This window comes from Streptomyces sp. NPDC092045 (assembly GCF_044756005.1).
GTDB lineage: Bacteria > Actinomycetota > Actinomycetes > Streptomycetales > Streptomycetaceae > Streptomyces.
On record NZ_JBIVSC010000039.1, the window covers coordinates 1 to 21,868 of the forward strand.

Annotated in this window: 21 protein-coding genes and 1 pseudogene; 4 read left to right on the forward strand and 18 right to left on the reverse strand. The window is 74.8% G+C overall.

Annotation, left to right across the window (positions count from 1 at the left end; translation table 11 throughout):
• Positions 1-561: 561 nt before the first annotated feature.
• On the forward strand, positions 562-3,048 hold the full coding sequence (locus ACIQKA_RS34590) for a polysaccharide lyase 8 family protein (RefSeq protein WP_402543368.1): 2,487 nt from the start codon (positions 562-564) through the stop codon (positions 3,046-3,048).
• Positions 3,049-3,084: 36 nt separating this feature from the next.
• Here the strand turns inward: ACIQKA_RS34590 and ACIQKA_RS34595 are convergent, their stop codons facing one another.
• Positions 3,085-3,531 carry a VOC family protein gene (locus tag ACIQKA_RS34595; protein WP_391097157.1) on the reverse strand — a complete coding sequence of 149 codons (447 nt, stop codon included), beginning with the start codon at positions 3,529-3,531 and terminating at the stop codon, positions 3,085-3,087.
• Positions 3,532-3,625: 94 nt separating this feature from the next.
• Here ACIQKA_RS34595 and ACIQKA_RS34600 point away from each other — a divergent pair, with 94 nt between their 5' ends.
• Positions 3,626-4,207: a TetR family transcriptional regulator gene (locus ACIQKA_RS34600; protein ID WP_391097156.1), complete on the forward strand. Its 582-nt coding sequence runs from the start codon at positions 3,626-3,628 to the stop codon at positions 4,205-4,207.
• 386 nt (positions 4,208-4,593) lie between these two features.
• On the opposite strand, the gene ACIQKA_RS34605 is transcribed toward ACIQKA_RS34600, so the two are convergent.
• From ACIQKA_RS34605 to ACIQKA_RS34625, 5 genes are all read right to left on the reverse strand, one after another.
• Complete coding sequence (locus tag ACIQKA_RS34605) at positions 4,594-5,199, reverse strand: GPP34 family phosphoprotein (RefSeq protein ID WP_391097155.1); 606 nt, start codon at positions 5,197-5,199, stop codon at positions 4,594-4,596.
• Positions 5,200-5,406: 207 nt separating this feature from the next.
• Positions 5,407-6,015 (reverse strand): hypothetical protein, encoded by a 609-nt coding sequence (locus ACIQKA_RS34610; RefSeq protein WP_383152822.1) that lies wholly within the window; start codon positions 6,013-6,015, stop codon positions 5,407-5,409.
• Positions 6,016-6,251: 236 nt separating this feature from the next.
• Complete coding sequence (locus tag ACIQKA_RS34615; protein ID WP_390109014.1) at positions 6,252-7,289, reverse strand: MASE1 domain-containing protein; 1,038 nt, start codon at positions 7,287-7,289, stop codon at positions 6,252-6,254.
• Positions 7,290-7,501: 212 nt separating this feature from the next.
• Complete coding sequence (locus ACIQKA_RS34620; RefSeq protein ID WP_383429691.1) at positions 7,502-8,392, reverse strand: PP2C family protein-serine/threonine phosphatase; 891 nt, start codon at positions 8,390-8,392, stop codon at positions 7,502-7,504.
• Positions 8,393-8,578: 186 nt separating this feature from the next.
• Complete coding sequence (locus ACIQKA_RS34625; protein WP_402543369.1) at positions 8,579-9,151, reverse strand: LacI family DNA-binding transcriptional regulator; 573 nt, start codon at positions 9,149-9,151, stop codon at positions 8,579-8,581.
• Between the two features lie 29 nt (positions 9,152-9,180).
• On the opposite strand from ACIQKA_RS34625, the gene ACIQKA_RS34630 reads away from it, so the two are divergent.
• Positions 9,181-9,561, forward strand: coding sequence for a DUF1996 domain-containing protein (locus tag ACIQKA_RS34630; RefSeq protein ID WP_402543376.1), 381 nt, complete (start codon positions 9,181-9,183; stop codon positions 9,559-9,561).
• On the opposite strand, the gene ACIQKA_RS34635 is transcribed toward ACIQKA_RS34630, so the two are convergent.
• The 9 genes from ACIQKA_RS34635 to ACIQKA_RS34675 form a co-directional block, all read right to left on the reverse strand.
• The gene (locus ACIQKA_RS34635) at positions 9,558-9,779 is read right to left on the reverse strand and encodes a ferredoxin (protein WP_402543370.1); all 222 of its coding nucleotides are present in this window, start codon (positions 9,777-9,779) and stop codon (positions 9,558-9,560) included. The two genes, ACIQKA_RS34630 and ACIQKA_RS34635, sit on opposite strands and share 4 nt — an antisense overlap.
• Entirely contained in the window at positions 9,776-10,969 is a 1,194-nt protein-coding gene (locus ACIQKA_RS34640) for a cytochrome P450 (protein ID WP_402543371.1), read from the reverse strand. The genes ACIQKA_RS34635 and ACIQKA_RS34640 overlap by 4 nt, the downstream gene beginning before the upstream one ends.
• Positions 10,970-11,229: 260 nt before the next feature.
• Entirely contained in the window at positions 11,230-11,781 is a 552-nt protein-coding gene (locus ACIQKA_RS34645) for a hypothetical protein (RefSeq protein ID WP_391097151.1), read from the reverse strand.
• Positions 11,782-11,815: 34 nt separating this feature from the next.
• Complete coding sequence (locus ACIQKA_RS34650) at positions 11,816-13,531, reverse strand: alpha-amylase family glycosyl hydrolase (RefSeq protein ID WP_391097150.1); 1,716 nt, start codon at positions 13,529-13,531, stop codon at positions 11,816-11,818.
• On the reverse strand, positions 13,528-14,526 hold the full coding sequence (locus ACIQKA_RS34655; protein WP_383152840.1) for a TIGR03885 family FMN-dependent LLM class oxidoreductase: 999 nt from the start codon (positions 14,524-14,526) through the stop codon (positions 13,528-13,530). The genes ACIQKA_RS34650 and ACIQKA_RS34655 overlap by 4 nt, the downstream gene beginning before the upstream one ends.
• A gap of 9 nt (positions 14,527-14,535) precedes the next feature.
• Positions 14,536-16,299 carry an alpha-glucosidase gene (locus ACIQKA_RS34660; protein WP_402543372.1) on the reverse strand — a complete coding sequence of 588 codons (1,764 nt, stop codon included), beginning with the start codon at positions 16,297-16,299 and terminating at the stop codon, positions 14,536-14,538.
• A gap of 100 nt (positions 16,300-16,399) precedes the next feature.
• Complete coding sequence (locus tag ACIQKA_RS34665) at positions 16,400-17,104, reverse strand: nitroreductase family protein (protein WP_391097148.1); 705 nt, start codon at positions 17,102-17,104, stop codon at positions 16,400-16,402.
• A gap of 135 nt (positions 17,105-17,239) precedes the next feature.
• Complete coding sequence (locus ACIQKA_RS34670; RefSeq protein WP_402543373.1) at positions 17,240-17,806, reverse strand: Clp protease N-terminal domain-containing protein; 567 nt, start codon at positions 17,804-17,806, stop codon at positions 17,240-17,242.
• On the reverse strand, positions 17,806-18,015 hold the full coding sequence (locus ACIQKA_RS34675) for a helix-turn-helix domain-containing protein (protein WP_383152847.1): 210 nt from the start codon (positions 18,013-18,015) through the stop codon (positions 17,806-17,808). Before ACIQKA_RS34675 ends, ACIQKA_RS34670 begins: the two co-directional genes overlap by 1 nt.
• Positions 18,016-18,315: 300 nt before the next feature.
• On the opposite strand from ACIQKA_RS34675, the gene ACIQKA_RS34680 reads away from it, so the two are divergent.
• The gene (locus tag ACIQKA_RS34680; protein WP_383152849.1) at positions 18,316-18,849 is read left to right on the forward strand and encodes a GNAT family N-acetyltransferase; all 534 of its coding nucleotides are present in this window, start codon (positions 18,316-18,318) and stop codon (positions 18,847-18,849) included.
• A gap of 111 nt (positions 18,850-18,960) precedes the next feature.
• Here the strand turns inward: ACIQKA_RS34680 and ACIQKA_RS34685 are convergent, their stop codons facing one another.
• The 3 genes and pseudogenes from ACIQKA_RS34685 to ACIQKA_RS34695 form a co-directional block, all read right to left on the reverse strand.
• The gene (locus ACIQKA_RS34685; protein ID WP_402543374.1) at positions 18,961-20,091 is read right to left on the reverse strand and encodes a DUF1015 family protein; all 1,131 of its coding nucleotides are present in this window, start codon (positions 20,089-20,091) and stop codon (positions 18,961-18,963) included.
• A 213-nt stretch (positions 20,092-20,304) separates the two neighbouring features.
• Positions 20,305-21,597, reverse strand: a complete 1,293-nt coding sequence (locus ACIQKA_RS34690; RefSeq protein ID WP_402543375.1) for a pyridoxal phosphate-dependent aminotransferase — start codon at positions 21,595-21,597, stop codon at positions 20,305-20,307.
• Positions 21,590-21,868 (reverse strand): annotated as a pseudogene (locus ACIQKA_RS34695) (hypothetical protein); the annotation flags it as partial. The pseudogene ACIQKA_RS34695 and the gene ACIQKA_RS34690, both read right to left, overlap by 8 nt.

Here is a 21,868-nt window from a genome sequence, read left to right on the forward strand (position 1 = left end):
GACGCGGCCGGGGGTGCCCCCGTGCCCGCAGGGCTACGGGGGAGTGCGTGCCGGGCGCCGCCGGGCAGGCGGGACTTTCGACACACGCCCCAGGGAGACGGTCGAACGGGGCGGCCCGGACGCGCCTTTCCGGCCGGCCCACGGGCCCGTCCGGCCTCGCGCCTCCGGCCGGTGGAGCGGGCCGGTTCCCCGGCGGCACCCGCCGCACCTCGTGCACCTCGTGCACCAGGAGGGTCGCGTCACCGTCGGGAGGCGCCCGGCGGGGCGGGTCCACCTCGTCCGGCGTGCGGTCGAGGTCCGGCTGAGGGTCCGTGGGTTCGTTCCGCGGACCCTCCCGCCGCGAACGGCCGGTCCTGGGGCGCGCCGCAGGGCCCGCGCCCCCGCGCGACCACCTCCGAGTCGGCCGTCGGCCGGGAGGGAGCGGGTTCCGGGGGAGCGGAACTCCTCCCTCGCCCAGGGGTAGAAATCGCTTTCTGTCCCGGGCATGCTGTCGGCCACCGGGCCACCGCCGGGTGCCCGCCCGGGCTTCCTTCCCCGTGCTCCCGAGAGGTCTGCCCCACCATGCCCTCATCGCCCGAACCCGCCTCCGCCTGCGTCCCCGACCCCGTCGTCGTCCCCGCCTCCCCGCTCTCCCGGCGCGGCCTGCTGCGCGCGGCCCTCGGCACCACCGCGCTCGGCGCCGCCGCCCTCGCCCTCCCGCTCGCCGCACCGACCCCCGCGCACGCCGCCGACGCCTACGACGCCCTCCGGCTCGCCTGGCGCGGCCTGCTCCTCGGCACCGGATTCGACGCGGGCGCCCAGCCCTTCGCCGCCAAGCTGGCCGCGCTCGGCGCCACCGCGCGCGACCTGCGCGCCGCCATGGCACCGGCGGACGGCTCCCTCTGGCCGGACCTCCCCTACGCGGACCCCGACCCGGACACGGACCCGGAGTCGTACACGTACTCCGGGAACCTCCAGACCAGTTGCGCGAGGCTGCGCACCCTCGCCGAGGCGTACGCGCAGCCCGGCACCGGCCTCACCGGCGACACGGGGCTGCGCGACGAGATCCTGGCCGGGCTCGACCACCTCCACGACCAGGCGTACCACGCGGGCCGGGTCCGGTACGGCAACTGGTACAGCTGGCAGATCGGCTTCCCGCAGGCGCTCCTCGACGTCGACGTCCTGCTGTACGACCACCTCGGCGCCGCCCGCGTCGCCGAACACTGCGCCGCCGTCGACCACTTCGTCCCCGACGGCGCGGTCGCGAGCTACACCGGCACCTCCACCGGAGCCAACCGCGTGGACCTCTGCCGGGTGCTCGCGCTGCGCGGCGTCCTCGGGAAGTCCCCGGCGAAGCTCGCCCTGGCCCGCGACGCGCTCTCGCCCGTCTTCCCGTACGTCACCTCCGGCGACGGCCTGTACGCCGACGGCAGCTTCGTCCAGCACACCTACGTCCCCTACGCCGGCTCGTACGGGGCCGTCGTGCTCGGCGGTCTCTCCCACCTCTTCGCCCTGCTCGAGGGCTCCGCCTGGGAGGTCACCGACGGCGGCCGGCAGGTCGTGCTCGACTCGGTCGAGAAGGCGTACGCGCCCTTCCTCTTCAACGGCCTCGCCATGGACGCCGTCTCCGGCCGGGCGGTCAGCAGGGGAGTGCAGAAGACCGACACCCGGGCCGTCCGGCAGGACGACCACCTGCGCGGCCACGGGATCATCGCCTGCGTCGCGCTGCTCGCGCAGAGCGCCTCGAACGCCGAGAAGGCCCGCTGGGAGGGCATGGTCAAGGGCTGGATCGCCCGGGATCGCTACAGCCCGATCCTGACGAGCCCCGCCCTCGGCGTCGCCGCGCTCGCCCGCCTCAAGGGCATCGGCGACGGCCCGGCCGCCACGAGCCCCGAACCGGCCGGGCACCGGCTCTTCCCCGGCATGGACCGGGCCGTGCACCGCCGGCCGGGCTGGGCGGCCTCGCTCTCCATGGCCTCGAAGCGCATCACGCACTACGAGAACGGCAACGGCGAGAACCTGCGTGCCTGGCACAGCGGTTCGGGCATGCTCTACTGGTGGGGCGACACCTTCGCCAACGGGCAGTACAGCGACGACTTCTGGCCCACCGTCGACCCCTACCGGCTGCCCGGCACCACCGCCTCGCGCAAGCCGCTCGCCGACGGCGAGGGCGGTGCCTGGGGCGCCGCGCGGCCCGACGTCCGGTGGGTCGGCGGGACGACGGACGGCACGTACGCGGCGGTCGGACAGTACCTGAAGGGGCTCTCCTCCACGCTCCTCGCCAAGAAGTCCTGGTTCTTCCTCGACGACGCGATCGTCTGCCTGGGCGCCGGGATCCACGGCCGGGACGGCACCGGCGTCGAGTCGACCGTGGAGAACCGCAACCTCGGCGAGAACGGGGTCCACGCCCTCACCGTCGACGGCGCCGCCCAGCCCACGGCGCTCGGCTGGAGCGCCACGCTCACCGGCGCCCGCTGGGCGCACCTCGCGGGTCACGCGGGCTACGTCTTCCCGGGCGGCGCGCCCTCCTCCCTGAAGGCCCTGCGCCAGGCGCGCACCGGCAGGTGGTCGGAGATCAACCTGGGCGCCGTCACCGACCCGGTCACGCGCCGGTACCTGACGCTCTGGTTCGACCACGGCACCGATCCGACCCTGGCGACGTACGCGTACGTCCTCATGCCGGGCGCGAGCCGGGAGCGGACGGAGGCCCGCGCGGCCGACCGGGGCTGGGTCACCGTCCTCGCCAACACCGACGGCCACCAGGGCGTACGCGTCCCCTCCCTCGGTCTCACCGGCGTCAACCTCTGGTTCGCCGGCACGGTCGGCGAGGTCACGGCCGGCGCCCCCGCGTCGGTCCTCATCCGCGAGTCCGGCACCACGGCCACGGTCTGCGTCTCCGGCCCGCTCCGGGACGGCGCGGCGATCGACCTGACGTGGAACCGGCCCGTCTCCGCCGTCCTCTCCCACGACCCGGCGGTCCAGGTCCTCGGCACCGGCGCCACGCTCCGGCTCCGCGTCGCCCCCGGCACCCTCGCGGCCACCCACAAGGCGGTCGTGCGCCTGGGCTGAGGGGTGCGGGCGGTGCCGCCGCGTCCCGGCCCGGCGTCAGACGCCGGTGTACAGGTCGGCGTACTCCTCGCCGGGCGGGACGACGGTGATGACGTCGACCAGCACGCCGTCGGGGGCCCCGACGACGAAGTGCCGCTGCCCGAACTCCTCGGTGCGCAGGGACAGCGCCTCGGGCAGGCCGGCCTCCGTCACGAGCCGCCGGTGCTCGGCGTCCACGTCGTCCACCTCGAAGTTCAGCAGCAGACCGCCCCGCAGCGCGGTCCGGTGGCCCTCGGGGACGGTCGGGTGGCCGTGGTCGAGGAGGGCGAGCTCGTACTGCGGCGCGTCGGGGCGGCGCAGGCTCACGTACCAGTCCGCCTCGAAGGTCGTCTCGAAGCCGAAGTGGCGGACGTAGAAGTCGCGGGAGGCCGCCACGTCCCGGGTGGCGAGCACCGGGTAGAAGCCGCCGAGTCCGGCGGCGGGGGTGGTGGGTTCGTTCGTCATGGCCGGGGCCCTCCGTCTCCTTTTCGCATACCCGGGGTATGCGAACCGTGGCGTTAGCATACCCGGGGTACGCGAAAAGGGAAGGGTGAGGACGGTGGCGGTCAACCGGGCGGAGCAGCGGGCGGCCACGCGGCGGGCTCTGCTGGCCGAAGGGAGGCGGCGGTTCGCCGCCGACGGGTACCACCAGGTGGTGCTGGCCGAGGTGGCGCGGGCCGCCGGGGTCACCAAGGGGGCCGCCTACCACCACTTCGACAGCAAGGCGGGGCTCTTCCGGGCCGTCGTCTCCGAGGTCCAGGAGGAACTGGGGGAGCGGGTCGCGGCCGAGGCCGGGCGGCACGACGACCTCTGGGAACAGCTCCGGGCCGGCTGCCGGGCCTTCCTGGCCTCGGGGACCGATCCGGCGGTGCGGCGGATCCTGCTGGTCGACGCGCCGACCGTGCTGGGCTGGGACGAGTGGCGGACCCTGGACGAGGAGTCCTCCGCCCGGCACCTCGCGGAGGCCCTGGAGACGCTCGCCGAGGCGGGACTGATCGCCGGCCGACCGGTGGAGCCCCTGGCCCGGCTGCTCTCGGGCGCGATGAACGAGGCCGCGCTCTGGATCGCGCGGGGCGGGGACCCGGGGGCCGCGGAGGAGGCGCTCGACCGGCTCCTGGCGGGGCTTCGGGTCACCGCCTGAGGGGCGTCTCGCCCGTCCTCGCCCTCCCGGCGCCGCCGTCCGCCCCGGCCTGCGCGGTCTTCCGCTCGGGCCGGGGCCGGGGCGGGGGAGGCGGACGGCTGACGGCGGCGGCCCCCGCGGTCCCGGCACTGCTCGGCGGGGCCGTTGTGCCGTTCCGCGGCCCTGTGCCTGTTCCTGGTGGCGGCGGACTGGGCGCGGACTGGCTTTGGGTCGGCCTCGGACCGGCCTCGGATCTGTCTCGGGCCGGCCCCGGGTCTCCCTCGGGTCTCCCTCGGGTCTCCCTCGGGCCGGCCCCGGGCCGCGTCAGTCGTCCGGACCCCCGACCGGGGCGGCCGTTCGGCGTCCACCGGGGGAGGCCCGTCGCCGGTCGCGACCGCGATCCCGGCTCACGGGCCGCGCCAGACGTTGGCGAAGGCCGCGTTCTCGATGGTCCGCCGCTGGCGCACGGCCTCCAGCTCCATCACCGCGTCGTGGACGGCGGCCACCACGCTCGTCACCGCCTCGTCGTCGAGACCGGGATCCTCGCCCGGCCGCCCGCCGTCGATCCCCACGGCCGAGGCGAGCGCCGTCAGGACGGGCTCCCTCGCGTCCCGGCGGTCGACCGCCCGGCGGCGGGCCGGCGTGTCGACCGCCTCCACGCGCTCCCGGCCGAGGGACAACAGGCCGCTTCGCCTCCGCGTCAGCTCGCCGTCCGCCTCCAGCGCGGCCCGGTACGCGGACGAGAGGTCCTCGCCCCGGCGCCACAGCCAGTCCTCGATCCGCTCGTAGGGCGGCTGCCGGGTGAGCCGTGCCGCTGCCTCGCCCAGGAGGCCGTCGTCCGGCACCGACGCCCCGCCCGGCACGATGCGGTCGCCGTCCACGGCGACGGCCCCCGTACCGACGAGATCGATCAGCTCGGCTCCCGCGAGCGCGAGCGAGAGGTCGCCCTGCCCCACGGCGTGCTCCGGTCCCGGGTCCATGGCGATGATGAACAGGTCTTTCGCCGTGCTCATGAACGGCTCCCCTCGAAGGCTTCGACAGGGCGCGCCGCCCCGCCGGCCGATCCCGGCCCGACCCGTGTCCGGAGCCGGTCCGGCGACGGAGCGCCCACCACGATCAGTATCGCCCCGGCTCCGGCGTTCGAAGCCCTGCCGCCGGACGGATCGTGGGACGACGATCCGCACGAGGGGACCGGAAGGGGAGTCCTCGGACGAGACCCCTCAGGGACGGAGCCCGATGTGCCCGAGCGCGATCGCGCTGAGGTCGGCGATGGCCTCGTCGTCCCCCCGGCGCCAGGCGTCGGCCCATCCGCCGGGCGGCGGGGCGGGCAGCGCGGTGAGCGCGCCCGGGGGGCCGGTGAGGGCGCGCAGGGCGAGCAGGTCGGCGCCTCCGGGGGCTTCGGCGAGGCGGCGCAGGGTGCCGCTGCGCCGGATCCAGAGCAGCCGGGGCGGGAGCCACAGCAGCAGGACGAAGAGCACCGGGACGACGATGAGGGCCGCCGTGACGACGTCGGCGACCTGGCCGACGGTCTCCTGGAACGACACGCCCGCGTCGGCGAAGCCGGAGCTGGCGTCGGCCGCGGACCGGAGCGGCTTCTGCAGGACGTCACCGATGAACGGCACGCCCGACGCCGCGTCCCCCGCCTCCCCGAGCTCCTTGGCGAGGCTGTCGCCGGAACTCTCCACCTTCTGTCCCGGTTCGGCCAGCAGCATGATCGTCTCGCGTACGGCGAGGGACGCCCACACCGCGGCGGCGATCAGGACCACGGCGAGCAGGTCCACGAGCACCTGGCGGTTCCGGCGTGCGGGTGTCTGGGCGTAGAAGCGCAACGGAGGTGCTCCTCTTCGGATCGTGGAGCCGAGGAGGCCCGGCCGCCCCGGCCGCGACTCGGCCGACCGGTCGTCGGGATCAACTCTTCCACCGCTCCTCCCGGGCAAACGTGCGAAGCACGGCGCACCCGGGCTCTCCCGCGGCACGGACCCCCGACCGACCGCGTGGGGCCGAGTCCGTCCCGTTCCTCGCCGAGGGGGCCGGCGAGGCGCCCATGTCCTTCAGGCAGGGCGGGTCACGGTTCCCGGAGCCCGCCGGGCGAGGCCGTTCGGCTCCCGGTGGGGTCGGGCGGGTGCCCGGCGGCGGGGGGCTTCGGCGAGGGCTCGCCCGCCGCGAGGTGCTCCAGGACCTCCGCCAGTTCCTGGCAGGCGCGGCGCACCGACCGGCGGGTCGCCCGCTGCTCGGTGATGACGGAGGAGAGGAGCAGGGCCGTCAGGGCGGCGGAGCCGTTGAACGCCTGGAGCTTCACCATGACCTCCACGTCCGACAGGTGGACGAACGCGCCCTGCCCGGAGGTCGCCTCGAAGGTGGTGAGCACGGACGCGAAGAGCGCGCACAGCACGCTTCCGGTGAGCTGGAAGCGGAGCGCCGCCCAGATCAGCAGGGGGAAGACGAGGAAGAGCAGGCTCATCGGGCTGTGCACGGCCGACGGCACGATGACCAGGGTCGCGAGCCCCAGACAGACCGCCTCCTTCCAGCGCCGTGTCCGGAACCGCCCGACCGCGCCCGCGAACGCGAGCAGGAGCGGGGCGACGAGCAGCACGCCCATCGTGTCGCCCGCCCACCAGGCCAGCCAGACGGGCCAGAACTCGCTCTTCTCCAGGGAGCCGGTCGCCACGTGCAGTCCGACCCCGGCGGTCGAGCTGATCAGCATGGCGCCGAACCCGCCGAGGAAGACCAGCGAGAGGCCGTCCCGCAGCCGCGCCACGTCGAGCCGGAAGCCGACCCGTCTCAGCAGCAGGAAGGCGCACAGCGGCGCGGCGGTGTTGCTCACGACCGTGACCACCGTGGTGAGCCCCGGAGTGGTGAGGGAGGCGATGACGAGGAAGCAGCCCAGGGCGATCCCGGGCCAGACCCGCGCGCCGAGCAGCAGCAGGGCGGCGACGGCGACGCCCGTCGGCGGCCAGATGGGGGTGACCACCACGCCCTCGACGACGAGGCGGCCCAGCAGGCCGAGCCGTCCGGCCGCGTAGTAGCAGGCGGCCACGGCCAGCGAGGCCAGGACCGCTTCCGTCGAGGGCCGGAACTGCCGAGTGACCAACACGTCAGCCATCAGACACCGGCCGGGCGGTCCCGACCGGGCAAGGACCCCCTGCGTGTCGGCCGCGACCGTACGGGCCGGGCCGGGCCCGGACCGTGCTCCGACCCGGGCCGGAGCACGGTCCGGCCCGGCCCGGATCGGACCCCTGCCCGCGCCGGATCGGACTCCGGTACGGACAGGGGCGTGCCCCGGCCCGCCCCGCTCCCGGCACAGGGCGCCGGGCGTCACCCGTTCGGTGGTGAGCCGTTCGGGGGCGGGGCGGCGGACGTTCCTCCTCGGCCCCTCACCGGCCAGGCGCTACCGCCGTCGTGGCCGACGACCAGGACGGCGGCGTCGTCCTCGTGCCCCACCGTGCTCGCCAGCTTCATGACGGCGGTGGCGAGCGCGTCGACGTCCAGCCCGGCGACGGCGGTGATGCCGGCGAGCCGCACCACCTGGTCCAGGCCGTCGTCGAGGTGGAGCGAGGGCCCCTCCACCACCCCGTCGGTCAGCAGGACGAAGACGCCGCCGGTGGTGAGCCGGTGGCGGGTGACGGGGTAGTCGACCCCGCTGAACACGCCGAGCGGGGGACCGCCCTCGCCGTCGTCGATGCCGGACCGGCCGTCGGCGGTGGCCCAGATGTGGGGGATGTGACCGGCGCGGGCGCACTCCAGGGTGCCGGCGGCGGGGTCGAGCCGCAGGAAGGTGCAGGTGGCGAAGAGGTCGGCGCCCAGGGTGACCAGCAGGTCGTTGGTGCGGGCGAGCAGCTCTCCGGGGTCCCCGGTGACGGAGGCCAGCGCGCGCAGCCCCACGCGGACCTGTCCCATGAAGGCGGCGGCCTCGATGTTGTGCCCCTGCACGTCGCCGATGGACATGCCGATGTGCCCGTCGGGCAGCGTGAAGGCGTCGTACCAGTCGCCGCCCACGTTGAGCCCGTGGTTCGCGGGCATGTAGCCGACGGCCAGCCGGACGCCCGGAGGGCTGGGGAGGTCCGGGGGCAGCATGCCGCGCTGCAGGGCCACGGCGAGCTCGACGCGGGAGCGCTGCGTCTCGGCCAGCTCCCGCGCCCGGGCGGTCAGCGACCCGAGTCTGGTCAGCAGCTCGTCACTGCTGTCGGCCGGCCGTCTGCGGAACATCGATCACTCCGGCGTGGCGAGAATCCCTCGCATCAGTTCGTTCTCTTTTCGGTTCGTAAGACCATATGGGCCACCTTGGCGGGGACAGGGCCATCCCTACTCTGCCCGGAGGAGGCGCCGCCCGCACCTCTACCGGCGGGCGGGAGCGGGCGAGGGCCCGGCCCGCGCCCCGTGACGGGCGCGTGATCAGGTCGACTCGCGGACCACGAGTTCGTTCGGTACGACGACCGGTTCCCCGGGGCCGCCCTCGACGAGCCCGAGGAGGAGGGGGACCGTGGCGATGGCCTGGTCGGCCACGGGGCTGCGGACGGAGGTGAGCGCCGGCGCGGTGTACGCGGCGGCCTCGATGTCGTCGAAGCCGACGACGGCCCCGTCCTCGGGCACGCGGCGGCCCGCCCGGCGCAGGGTCCGCAGGGCCCCGATCGCCATCAGGTCGTCGGACGCGAACACGGCGTCCAGCGCCGGATCGTCCTCCAGGAGCTGCCGCATGGCCTCGGCGCCCGACGCCCGGGTGAAGCCGCCCGGCGCGACGATCGACCGGCGGCCGGTCCCGCGCAGCGCCTCGCGGTGGCCGTCGAGCCGCTCGCGGGCCTCGAACAGGTCGAGCGGCCCGGTGCTGGCGGCCTTCCCGATCTCCTCGACCGGCGGCTGGCAGGGCTGGACGACCCGGACCGCCGACGTCGCCACCCACCCCGCCGGCCCCCGGACGCTGTTCGCCGTCATGCGCAGCGCCACGCCCGGCGACTTCGTCAACGTCAACCGGTTCTCCTTCGACAACGGCGCAGAGCCTGCGGGCCGACCGGCGCACCAGCTGCACCCCCGCCGAGGACCTGTCCGCGTACTGGAACCCCACCCTCTACGAGGGCGGCGGGACCGTCGAGTCCGACGGAATGATCGTCCACTACGGCTCCCGGCCGCCCGACCCCTCGGTGAAGGTCCCCTTCCCCCAGGGGTTCCGCATGATCGCGGGCAACGCCAAGTCCCAGGTCCCCACCCCGGCGGGCTCGGCCAACCAGTTCTTCCGCGCGGGCGAGGAAGGGGAGATCGGACGCAGCGCCGACGGCGACTGGCCGATCTGCGCCCCCACCGCCAGGCTCGTGCACCAGCTGCTCTTCCCGGACTGCTGGGACGGCAAGCACCTCGACCGGGACTTTCGACACACGCCCTAGAAGCCGTCGGGGGCGGCCTCGTGGAGTCCGATCGCGCCGGAGGGGCAGACGTCGACGGCCATGCGCACGGCCGCGCGGTGGGCGGCGGGCGGCTCGGCGTGCAGCAGGAGCACGAGGCCGTCGTCGGGGTCCTGGTCGAACACCTCCGGCGCGGTCATGGCGCACATCCCGGCGCCGATGCAGCGCTCGCGGTCGGCGTCGAGGCGCGAGGCGCTCACTTCTCGTCCCAGGTGACCGGGAGGCTCTTCACCCCGAAGATGTCCGCGGTCTCCGGCCGCAGGGCGACCTCCTCGGCGGGTACGGCCAGCCGCAGGTTCGGGAGGCGGTCGAGCAGCGCGCGGAACGCGACCCGCATCTCGACGCGGGCCAGTTGCTGTCCGAGGCACTGGTGGATGCCGTGGCCGAAGGCCAGGTGCCCGGTGGCCCGCCTGCGGAGGTCGAGCGCGTGGGGGTCGGGGAAGCGGCCGGGGTCGCGGTTGGCGGTGTGGTACGAGAGGAGGACCGTGGTGCCGGCCTCGACGGTCAGGCCGTCCAGCTCGACGTCCTCCAGCGCCGTCCTGTGGAACGTCTTGGCGACGCTCAGGTACCGCAGCAGCTCCTCCACGGCCCCGTCGGTGAGGGCGGGGTCGGCGCGCAGCGCCGCGAGCTGCTCCGGGTGCCGCAGCAGCGCGAAGGTGCCCAGGGACAGCATGTTCGCGGTGGTGTCGAACCCGGCCGCCAGCAGGATGAGGCTGATCCCCCTCAGCTCCTCGTCCGTCAGGTCGCCGTCGGTGAGTTCGCTGAGGACGTCGTCGGTGGGGTGCGCGCGCTTGGCGGCGACCAGCCGCGCGAGGTACTCCTGCGTCGCGGTGTAGGCCGCGACCAGTTCCTCGTCCCCGGCCTCCCCGCCCATGAACGTGTCGATCTGCTCCTGGAAGGACGCCCGGTCCTCGTAGGGCACGCCCAGGATCTCGCAGATCACGATGGTGGGGAGGGGCTTGGCGAACGCGGTCACCAGGTCCGCGGGCGGCCCGGTCTCCTGCATGGCGTCCAGACAATCGGCGGTGATCCGCTCGATCCGCTCGGTGAGCATCCGCATGCGCCGCACGGTGAACCTGCCGACCAGGGGTTTCCGGTAGCGGCTGTGTTCCGGCTCGTCCATGAGGAGGAACTCGCCGGGCGGGGCCGGTGGGAGTGCGAAGCCGACGACGTTCATGAGCTCTTTGCGCGAGCTGAACCGGGCGTCGGCCAGGACGGCGCGCACCGTGTCGTATCCGGTGATCAGCAGGCCCGGCTTTCCGCCGGGGTGGGTGAAGCGACTGACGGGACCGTGCCGGCGGGCCTCGGTCAGTTCGGCCGGCGGGTCGAAGGGGCAGGCGGCCCGACGTTCCGTCGGCAGCGTCGTGACGGTGTGGAGGGATGCGCTCATGGTCCGTCCTCGTCTCGCGATATGACGTGTTTGAACTCTTAGAAAGCTACGTTGCATTCACTCCATCGTCAATCAACAATCTGCGTTTCCCCAGGTAGAAGAGGGATAATTGGTGCAATGACGCTGAGGTCGAATGCAACGGCCTGTTGCAATGGGGTGGAATGAAGGCAATGCCCGCAGAGAGCGGGAAGGGCTGCGGACGCGACGGGGCCGGGCCCTCCCGCGACACGCGGGTGGACCCGGCCCCGTTCTCCGGCTCGTCAGCGGTAGTCGTCCGGGTGGCCCTGCATCCAGGTGTTGATCCGGTCGCGCGTCCCGATCAGCAGGCTCCGGTGCTTCTTGAGGTTCTCGGGGGAACGGTCGCCGTCGAGCGCCCCGTTGAGCTTCCCGATCAGCGCGATCGGCTCGGGGAAGTGGCCCGGGCCCTTCGCGTCGCCCTTCATGGCCCGGTCCATCCGCTGGAGCTCGTCGTGGACCCGCCCGAGGAAGTAGGGGCAGTCGCCCGACGCGCCGCACGAGTCGTACAGGGTCGCCTGGAGCCCGGCGAAGGCGTCGCGCACGAGCTCGACCGAGGTCGTGCCGGGACTCGGGGCCGCGTCCCCGCCGGCCGGAGCGTCGTCCCCGCCCGTCGCCGTCGGAGCGTCACCGGCCTCCCGGCCGGCCGGGGGCGTCGCGGACGCGGAGGCGGTCGTCCCGGCCGGCGTGCCGCCGTCCGTGCCCGTGCCGTTCGTGCCGGAGGCGCCGCAGGAGACGCAGAGCAGGGCCAGCGCGACGGCGACGGCCGCCGCTCCGGACTTCGTGGACGTGAACACGGATCTCCCCCTGTGATGATCGATTCCGTCGACCCTACAGAGGCCCCGCCTCCCCGGGCACGGCGGTCGCGCGTTCCGGATCGTCCAGCGCGGTGTCCACCCGCAGCCAGCGGTAGCCGTACGGCTCCAGCCCGACGGCGACGCGCCCGCCGTCCGCCGCCTCGACGGCGGCGCCGGTGAACACGTCGGTGAGCCGGTGGCCGTCCTTCAGGTCCGGCACGGTCGTGGTCGCGTCGACCCGCCGGGACGAGAAGTTGTGCAGCGCCAGCACCGCCCCCTCCGGGAGCGAGGCGAGGTGGGCCAGGACGCCGGGATCGTCCGCGTCCAGCACCTCGGTGCGGCCCCAGGCGAGTTCGGGGGCTTCGCGGTACCGCTCGATCAGCGTCCGCAAGCGGCTGAGGAGCGAGTCCGGGTCGTGCGCCTGGTCGTGCACGTTCACCCGCTCCGGCCCGTACGCGCCCCCGGCCATCGGGTTGGGGAAGTCGCCGCTCGGCGCGGTGGAGAACCCCGCACCGCTCTCCGCCGTCCACTGCATGGGGGTGCGGACGGCCTGCCGCCCCTCGGCGGCCAGGTTCTCGCCCATCCCGATCTCCTCGCCGTAGAACAGCACGGGCGTGCCGGGCAGGGTGAACAGCAGGCTGTAGGCCAGTTCCACGCGGCGGCGGTCGCCGCCGACCATCGGCGGCAGCCTGCGGCGCAGGCCCCGGCCGTACAGCTGCATGTCCTCGTCCGGACCGAAGGCCGCGAACACCTCGGCGCGTTCGTCGTCGTCCAGCTTGTCGAGCGTCAGCTCGTCGTGGTTGCGGACGAAGGTCGCCCAGTGCCCGTCGCGCGGGGCCTCCGGGCGCTCCCGGAGGGACGCCGCCAGCGGTCCGGCCTCCTCCCGGGCGAAGGAGAGGTACATGTTCTGCATGCCGATGAAGTCGAAGCACATGGTCAGTTCGTCGCCCCGCTCGGACTCCGGGCCGCCGAAGAACTCCATGGTCTCCGGGTAGGGCAGGTTGACCTCGCCGAGCAGGACCGCCTCGCCGTTGCGGCGCCCGAGGAAGGCCCTCAGGTCGGCCAGGTAGTCGTGCGGGTCGGGCAGCCGGTCCGCGTCCGTCTGGCCGTCGGTCTCCAGGAGGAAGGGGACCGCGTCGACGCGGAAGCCGGAGAGCCCGAGCTGCGTCCAGAACCCCATGATGCGGGCTATCTCGTCGCGCACGGCGGGGTTGGCCACGTTGAGGTCGGGCTGCTGCCGGTAGAAGCGGTGCAGGTAGTACTGCCCGGTCCTCTCGTCGTACTCCCACGGGCTCTTCTCGGCGTCGGGGAAGACGACGCCCTTCGGCCCGTCCTCGGGCGGCTCGTCGCACCAGACGTACCAGTCGCGGCGCGCGGACGTGCGGCTGGAACGGGACTCCCGGAACCAGGGGTGTTCGTCGGAGGTGTGGTTGACCACCAGGTCGGCGATGACCCGGATGCCGCGGTCCCGGGCGGTCCGCACGAACTCGGTGAAGTCGCCGAGGGTGCCGAGGCGCGGGTCGACGCCGTAGAAGTCGGTGATGTCGTAGCCGTCGTCCCGTTCCCGCGTCGGGTAGAACGGCATCAGCCACACGCAGGTGACGCCGAGGCGGGCGAGGTGGTCGATCCGCTGGGTCAGGCCGGCGAAGTCGCCGGTCCCGTCCCCGTCGCCGTCCTGGTACGTCTCGACGTCCAGGCAGTACACGACGGCGTTCTTCCACCACAGGTCGGAGGTCCGGGTCAGCCTCATCGGGCCTCCTCCGCGCGCGCGGGGCCGGCGGGGGCCGCGTCGAGCCGGGGCAGCACCTTGTCGCCGAACGCGTCGATGAACGCGCTCTGTTCGCGGCCGACGTGGTGCAGCATGACCGCGTCGAAGCCGAGGTCGGCGTACTCCTGGAGCCAGGCCGCGTGCTGCCCGAGGTCCGCCGAGACGTTGACCGCCTCGGCGACCCGCTCCGGCGTGACGTGCTCGCTGACGCCGTCGAAGAGCTCCGCCGTGTCGAGGTCCCAACTGACCGGCGGGCCGTGCACGTTGGTGCGCCACTGGTCGTGCGCGACGGCGAGGGCGGTGTCCGGGTCCGGGTCCCAGCTCAGGTGGACCTGGAGGCGCAGCGGGCCGGAGCCCCCGGCGGAGCGGTAGGCGTCCACGATGCGGCGCAGCCGCTCGTGCGGGGCGTTGACGGTGACGAGCCCGTCGGCCCAGTCGGCGCACCAGGCCGCGGTGGCCTCGCTGCACGCCGCGCCGATCAGCGGCGGCACCGTGTCCGGAAGGGTCCAGAGACGCGCCCGGTCCACGGTCACCAGGCCGTCGTGGCTCACCTCCTCGCCCCGCAGCAGCGCCCGGATGACGTCGACGCACTCGCGCAGCCGCGCGTTGCGCACGTCCTTGCGCGGCCAGCGGTCGCCGGTGATGTGCTCGTTGGAGGCCTCGCCGCTGCCCAGGGCCGCCCAGAAGCGGCCCGGGTACATGGACGCGAGGGTGCCGACGGCCTGGGCGACGATCGCGGGGTGGTAGCGCTGTCCGGGCGCGTTGACGACGCCGAAGGGGATGCGGTCGGTGGCCTGGAGGGCGGCGCCGAGCCAGGACCACGCGAAGCCGGACTCGCCCTGCCGGACGCTCCAGGGCGAGAAGTGGTCCGAACACATGGCGGCGCCGAAGCCGGCCTCCTCCGCGCGGACGGCCGCGGCCAGGAGGTCGGCCGGCGGCACCTGTTCGTGCGAGGCGTGGAATCCGTAGACGGTCATGGGCCGCGCCTACCCGGGGAGGCGCGGATCATCGGCGGCGCGACGACCCGCGCCGGCCGCGTCCCCGGCGCCTCGCCCGACCCGGCGGTGCACCCTCGCCTCCCAGGGCGCGAGGACCGCGCGTCCGTCCTCCGCCGGGACGGACGGCCCGTTGCCCAGGACGAGTTCGGCGTCCTCCCATCCGCCGGGCAGGTCCACGGACACGGTGTCGCCCGTGAAGTTGCCGACGACGAGGAGGGTGGTCCCCCCGTGGTGGCGGGTGAAGGCGTACACGCGCTCGTCGTCGGGCAGCAGCATGGTGAAGTCGCCGTGCACGACGGCCGGTTCGGAGTGACGCAGGGCGATGAGCCGCCGGTAGTGGTGGTAGACGGAATCCGGATCCGCGTACGCGGCGGCGGCGTTGACCTCGGTGTGGTCCGGGTTGACCGGGAGCCAGGGGGTGCCCGTGGTGAAGCCGGCCTGCGCGGAGCCGTCCCACTGCATGGGCGTACGGGCGTTGTCGCGGCCCATCGCGCGCAGTCCGGGCAGGACGTCCTCGGGAGCGGCCCCCGCGCGCAGCGCCTGCGCGTAGTGGTTCAGGGACTCGATGTCCCGGAAGTCCTCGATGGTGCGCAGGGGGGCGTTGGCCATGCCCAGTTCCTCCCCCTGGTAGACGTAGGGGGTGCCGCGGTGCAGGTGCAGGACCGTGGCCAGCATGGTCGCGGACCGGGTCCGGTGGCGGGGGCCGTCGTCGCCGAACCGGGAGACGACGCGGGGCTGGTCGTGGTTGTTCCAGTACAGGCTGTTCCAGCCGACGTCCGCGAGCCCGGTCTGCCAGCGGCCCAGGGACGCCTTCAGATCGGTCAGCCGCAGCGGCCGCGGGTCGAACTTGTGGGCGCCGTGGTCGAGTCCGACGTGCTCGAACTGGAACACCATGTCCAGCTCGGCGCGGTCCGGGTCGGTGAACAGCCGGGCCTGTTCGACGGTCACGCCGGGCATCTCCCCGACGGTCAGCAGCCGGCCGGGGTAGCGGGCCATGACCTCCCGGTGCATCTCCCGGAGGTACTCGTGGATGCGCGGCCCGCAGACGAAGGAGGGCGACCCGTCGCCGTACGGGCCGTCGCCGCGCGGTTCCCCGTCGGGCAGCGCCGGGTCCTTCGAGACGAGGTTGACGACGTCCATCCGGAAGCCGTCCACGCCCCGTTCCAGCCACCACCGCATCATCGCGTACACGGCCTCGCGCACCTCGGGGTTCTCCCAGTTGAGGTCGGGCTGCTTCGGCGAGAACAGGTGGAGGTAGTACGCGTCGCTCGCGGGGTCGCGCGTCCAGGCGGGGCCGGAGAAGAACGAGCCCCAGTTGTTGGGCTCCCGGCCGTCGCGCGGCGGCCGCCACCAGTACCAGTCGCGCTTGGCGCTCCCCGGGTCGCGCGACTCCCGGAACCAGGGGTGCTCGTCGGAGGTGTGGTTGACGACCAGGTCCATGATCAGCTTCATGCCGCGCCCGTGCACCGCCGCGAGGAGCCGGTCGAAGGCCGCCAGGTCGCCGAAGACGGGGTCGACGTCCTGGTAGTCGCTGATGTCGTAGCCGTTGTCGTCCTGCGGCGACGGGTAGACGGGCGAGAGCCACAGCACGTCCGCGCCGAGCTCCGCCAGGTGGTCCAGGCGGCCGGTGATGCCGTCCAGGTCGCCGATGCCGTCGCCGTCGGAGTCGGCGAAGCTGCGGGGGTAGATCTGGTAGACGACCGCGGACCTCCACCACGCGTCGTCCTTCCCTGTCACGGTGCCGGGCGTCATCGGCGGTCTCCTCCGGGCGTCGGGGCGCGGGCCATGGGGTTCCCTTTCCCGCGGACGGCGGCTGAACCGTGCGGGACCGGCCCGGGGGGCGCGGGCGGCGTCAGGCGGTGTGCCAGGTGACGGCGTTCTCCGGTTCCTCGCGGTCGGTGCGGAACGCGTTGACCGGGTGGTCGGGGTCGGGGTACCCGAAGGAGATGCCCGCCACCACGCGCCGGTTGTCCGGAATGCCGAGGTGGGCGCGCAGGAAGCCCGAGCAGGCGGCGAGGGCGGCCTGGGGTGCCGCGGCCACGCCGAGGCTGTGGGCGGCGAGCAGGAAGGTGTCGATGTAGAGGCCGCAGTCGACGGCGCCGTAGACGCCGAGGTCGGCCTCGGTGGTGACGACCGCGACGTGCGGCGCGTCGAACAGCTCGAAGTTGCGGAGCATCTGCCGCAGGCTCCCCTCCCGGTCGTCCTCGGCGATGCCGAGGCTGCCGTAGAGCTGGAGGCCGCACGCGCGCCGCCGCTCCCGGTAGGCGCCGGTGTACCGGGCGGGAAACGGGAAGTCGGGCGCGTCCGGGCCGCTTCGGACGTGTGCCGACAGCTCGGTGCGCAGCCGCTCGGTCGCGGCGCCTTCGGTGAGGTGCACCCGCCAGGGCTGGGTGTTGCACCAGGAGGGGGTGCGCTGGGCCAGGCGCAGGATCTGCTCGACGGTCGCCCGGGGGACGGGATCGGGCAGGAACTGGCGGCAGGTGAACCGTTCGGCGAGGATCCGGCTCAGGGCCTCGTACGGTTCGGTGCTGCCGCCGCCGGTACCGGTCGGGTTCAAGGGACGCCTCCGCGCAGTGGCCTCGTTAGGGGGCCGCACCCTATCCGGGACGGTCCCGTCGCGGAACCGCCCGGGTCGGGAGCGCGTGACCGCCCGGGGGAGCGGCGGGGCAGCTGCTCAGCTCCCGGCCACGCTTCAGGTCCCGGTCCCGCTCCCGGTCCCGGTTCCGCCGAGCGCGTGCTCCACCGCCGTGTAGGTGACCCCGTGGTCCGCCAGGGCCTCGGAGACGACCCCCGGGCGGGCCGTCAGGGCCAGGAGCAGGTGCTCGTCGCCGATCGCCTTCTCGCGCCGGCCGAGGCAGACGCGCAGCGACTGCTCCAGCACCTTCTTGCTCTCCCGCGTGAACGGCCGCCGCCGCGCGCCCCGGTTCCGGGCGTCGGGGCCGGCGAGCGCGCCCGGGCCGTGGGTCTCCTCGACCCGCGCGACGATCCGCGTCACGTCGATGCCGAGGTCCGCCAGCGCGTCCACGTCGACCGCCGAGAGGCCGCCCCTGCGCCGGGCCGCCGCGAGCGAGGCCTCCAGCGACGCGCGCCGCTCCGTCGCCCCCAGGGCCCGCAGCGCGAGGGCCGCCCTGGTGTCCTCCGCGTCGAGCAGGGCCAGCAGGAGGTGTTCCTCCGTGACGGAGGGCGCCCCCTCGCGTTCGGCCACCGCCACCGCCCCGGTCACCACCGCCCGGGCCCCCTCGGTGAACTTCTCGAACATCAGTTCCTCCCGTGCTTCTTGTGGACGGCCTGGCGGCTCACGCCCAGTTCGGCCGCGATCTCCTGCCACGACCAGCCCTGGGCGCGCGCGCTGCGCACCTGGACGGATTCGAGCTGTTCGAGGAGGCGTCGCAGTGCGGAGACGGCGCGCAGCCCGACCCGTGGGTCGCGGTCGCCGGCCCGTTCGGCGAGATCGATTGCGTCGGTCATGCTGTCAACGTACATTGACACCCCCCTCATGTCAACCAAGGTTGACGCCGGAGGGGGAGCACGCCAGCCGGTTTCGCGCACGGAGCGGGAGAGGGCCGGGACCGCCGGGAGCGGCATCGGGGTGCCCACGGTGACCAGGGTGGGGACGGGAATCGGGAGGAGCCCCGCCGGACCGCCGAGGGGGCGCGGACCGAACTCGGCGCGGCCGGCGAACCGGGCCGCCACGGCGTCGCACGCCGTCCGTTCGCGTCCGGCGCCCCGGCCGGGTCCCTTGCGGTGGTCGCGAACTATCGTTCGCGGATGACTCCGTTGACCCAGTGGCCGCTCGCGGATCCCCTGACGACCTCTCGGCTGTCCCTCGAACCCCTCGGGGCCGGGCACGCGCCCGAGGCCTTCCCCGTGTTCGACGACGCCCGGCTGCACACCTGGACCGGCGGGAAGCCCCGCACCCTGGAAGAACTGCGGGCCAGATACGCGCTCCAGGCCGGCGGCACCTCCCCGGACGGCAGCCAGGGCTGGCTGAACTGGATGCTCCGCCGGACCGACGACGGACGGCTCGCGGGGACGGTCCAAGCGACCTTGTACCGAACCGGGAGCGGTGGGGTGGAGGCCTCGCTCGCCTGGGTGGTGGGGGTCGAGCACCAGGGCAGGGGCTACGCGGGCGAGGCCGCACGGGCCGTGGCCGACTGGCTCCGCACCCGCGGGGCGACCTCCCTGGTGGCCTTCGTCCACCCCGGCCACGAGGCGTCGGCGGGCGTCGCCCGCTCCCTCGGCCTGACCCCGACCGACGAGCTCGTCGACGGAGAGGTCCGCTGGAGCGACCCGGGGCGCTGACCGGCGCGCCCGCGGCGATCGGCCCGCGCGCGCCGATCGCCGTGCCGGGGCCGAGGAAGGGGCCGGGGCCGCCGAGGGGCCCGTCGGAACGGGCCCTCCCGGAACGGGCGGTCAGACCGGGGCCGCCGGCACCGCGACCGGGCCGCGGACCTGGTGGGCGTGGTGGTAGGTGACGAGCCAGGGAAGGGGTTTGGGGCCGAAGGCCGTGGACTTCTGCGGCATCAGGACGCCGTCGCCCGCCAGCCGGTGGACCTCCTCCTCCCCGGGCGGGGCCAGCAGGACCAGCGTGCCCGAGGCCGGGGCCTCCCGGCCTCCGCGCGGGAGCCCGTGGACGTACGAGATCCGGGACGCGGTCAGGAGGCCGTGCCAGACGCGGTCGACGAACAGGTGGTGGAGCAGGGCGGCGTCGAGGGCGGACCAGGCCGCCGGGAGGCCCCGCAGCGCGGACCGCGCACGGTCCGCGGAGACGTCCCGGACCGACCAGCACCGCCCGCCGGAGCCGACCAGGACGAACTCGCCCGGACGCGGCTCGGGCGGCGGTCCCGACCGGGTGACCTCCTCGACGGTGGCCACGGCGGCGGCCCGCCGCGCCGCCTCCTCGGCGGCCAGGTCCGGCAGGTGGCGGTGGATGGCCCGCAGCGCGAGGGGATGGGCGGCGGTGTCCACGACGAGCGCGGGCAGCCGGTCCCAGGGGCCGGGCCGGCCGCCGAAGGCCCGGCGGTGCTCCCGCGCCGCCGCGAAGCGGTGGTGGCCGTCGGCGAGCAGGGCGCGGTGCCGGGCGAGACCGGCGGCGACGGCCTCGATCCGGTCCGGATCGGTGCAGCGCCACAGGAGGTGGCGGACGCCGTCCGGCTGGACGAGGGCGGTGTCCGGCCGCCCGGCCGCGACCCGGTCGAGCACGGCGCCGACGCCGGTGGCGCCCCGGCAGGCGAGCAGGACCGGCTCGGGGCCGCCGCCGACGGTCCGGAGGAGGTTCCGCTGGACGGCCACCTTGTGGGGGAGCACCCGCTCGTGCGGGTGGATGGAGCGTTCCGCCGTGCCCAGGTCGAGCGCGCCGATCACCCCCCGCTGGAGCAGCTCGGAGCCCCGGCGCTGCTCCAGGACGTAGAAAGCGGGCGTGCGGTCGCGCGTGAGGGCGCTCCGCGAGCGGCGGATCCCCAGGAAGGGGTGCAGGATCAGTCCGGCCGGTGCTCCCCGGGTGAGGAGCCGGTCCGTTCGCGGAGTCTCTGTGCTCGTACGCATCCGAGGTGCTCGCTGCTTTCTCGTCGGCCCGGATCGTCGCCCTGGAACGTCGGCCCGGCGGGGCGACCGGGGTGATGGGACGGGGTCGTGGGCCGAAAGGCGTCCGCCGGCGGGTCCGGAGGGCGGGATCCGGCCGGGGACGGTCCGGGGCGTCCCGGGACCCGCCCGGCGGACCGGAGGGAGGGGCGCGGCCCGGGCGGGGCAGGGCGCCGTCTACCGGCTCAGCTTGACGAAGGCTTCCTCCAGCCGGTCCAGCACTCTCGCGACGTGCGGCAGGGCCGGCGGATCGGCCGCCGCCAGGGACTGCTCCTGCTCCTCGGCGGTGTCGCCGTACAGCATGCTGGTGGCCGCCTTGAAGCGGAGCGCGCTCCGGTCGTCGCCCAGGTGGTGCCCGCCCAGGACCAGGACGCCGTAGCGGTCGAAGAGGTGGCGCTGGAGGCCGGGGGAGTCGGTGACGCCGTGCGCGGCCAGCCGGTCGCGCACCGGCTCGAAGTCCGGGTACACGTAGAAGCCGCCGGTGGGCGGACGGCAGTCCGCGCCCGCGTCCACCATGATCCGGTGGACCGAGCGGGCCACCGCGCCGTGCAGCCGGGCGCTGGCGGAGAGCCGCCGGCCGATCTCCTCCGGCTCGGAGAACGCGTAGGCCGCCACCTCCTGCATGGGGCCCGCCAGGGTGGACCAGACCTCGCTGGCCACCGAGACCACCCCGTCGCGGACCGCCAGGCCCCAGGCGTTGTCGGGGAACCGGCAGACGCCGATGCGCCAGCCGCCGAGGGCGAGCGTCTTCGACAGTCCGCTGGTCACGATCGTGCGGTCGGGCGCGACCTCGGCGGGGCTGAGGAAGGGGGTCGCCGGATCGTGGACGATGTCGCGGTAGATCTCGTCGGAGACGATGACGAGGTCGAGCTCCTCCGCGACCGCGCAGAGTTCGCGGACCAGCGGGGGCGGGGCGAGCGTGCCGGTGGGGTTGTCCGGCAGGGTCAGCACGACGACGCGCGGGTCGCCGCCCCCGGCGCGCGCCCGGCGGACCGTGTCGCGCAGGGCGGCCGGGTCCGGGACCCCGCCGCACTCGGCGGGGATGGGCACCTCGTACGCCGTCTTGCCGGCCAGTCTCACCTGCGGGACGTACGAGTTCCAGGCGGGCCGGGGGACGAGGACGTCGCCGGGGAGCACGTGCTGGAGGGCCATGAGCAGGGGCTTGCTGCCCGGTCCGACGACGATCTGGTCCGGCCCGGTGGGCAGGTCGCGGCGGCCGAAGTAGCCGGCCACGGCCCGGCGCACCGGCTCGCCGCCGGCCACCGGTCCGTAGGCGTTGCGGCGCGCGCCGCGGGCCAGGCGCTCGGCCAGCGGCGCGAAGGCGGGGAGCCGCGATTCGCCGAAGGCCAGGTGCAGCACCTCCTGGCCGGCCGCGCGGCGCTCCTCCACCAGCTGGTTCAGGGCGAGGTTGGGCGACGTCCGCCGGTGGGAGACCTCGGGCGGTGTCCGACGGCGGGAGACCTCAGACATGGGCGAGCTCCTGGCGGAGCCAGGCGGACGCGTCGACGCGTCCCGCGGACCGCGGCGGCGCGCCGCTGATCGCGGCGGCGATGTCGGCGGGGGTGTCGTCGGCGGGCCGCAGGTCGTCCAGCCAGGCGGCGGTCTCCGAGTGGTGGGCCCCGGCCCGGCGGCCCCCCCCCCCCCGCGCGCGGGGGGGGGGGGGGCGGGGCGGGGAGAAGCCGCCCCCCCGGCCCGCCGGGGCGCCCGCGGCGACCACCCAGCCCGGCGGGGCCGCCAAGAC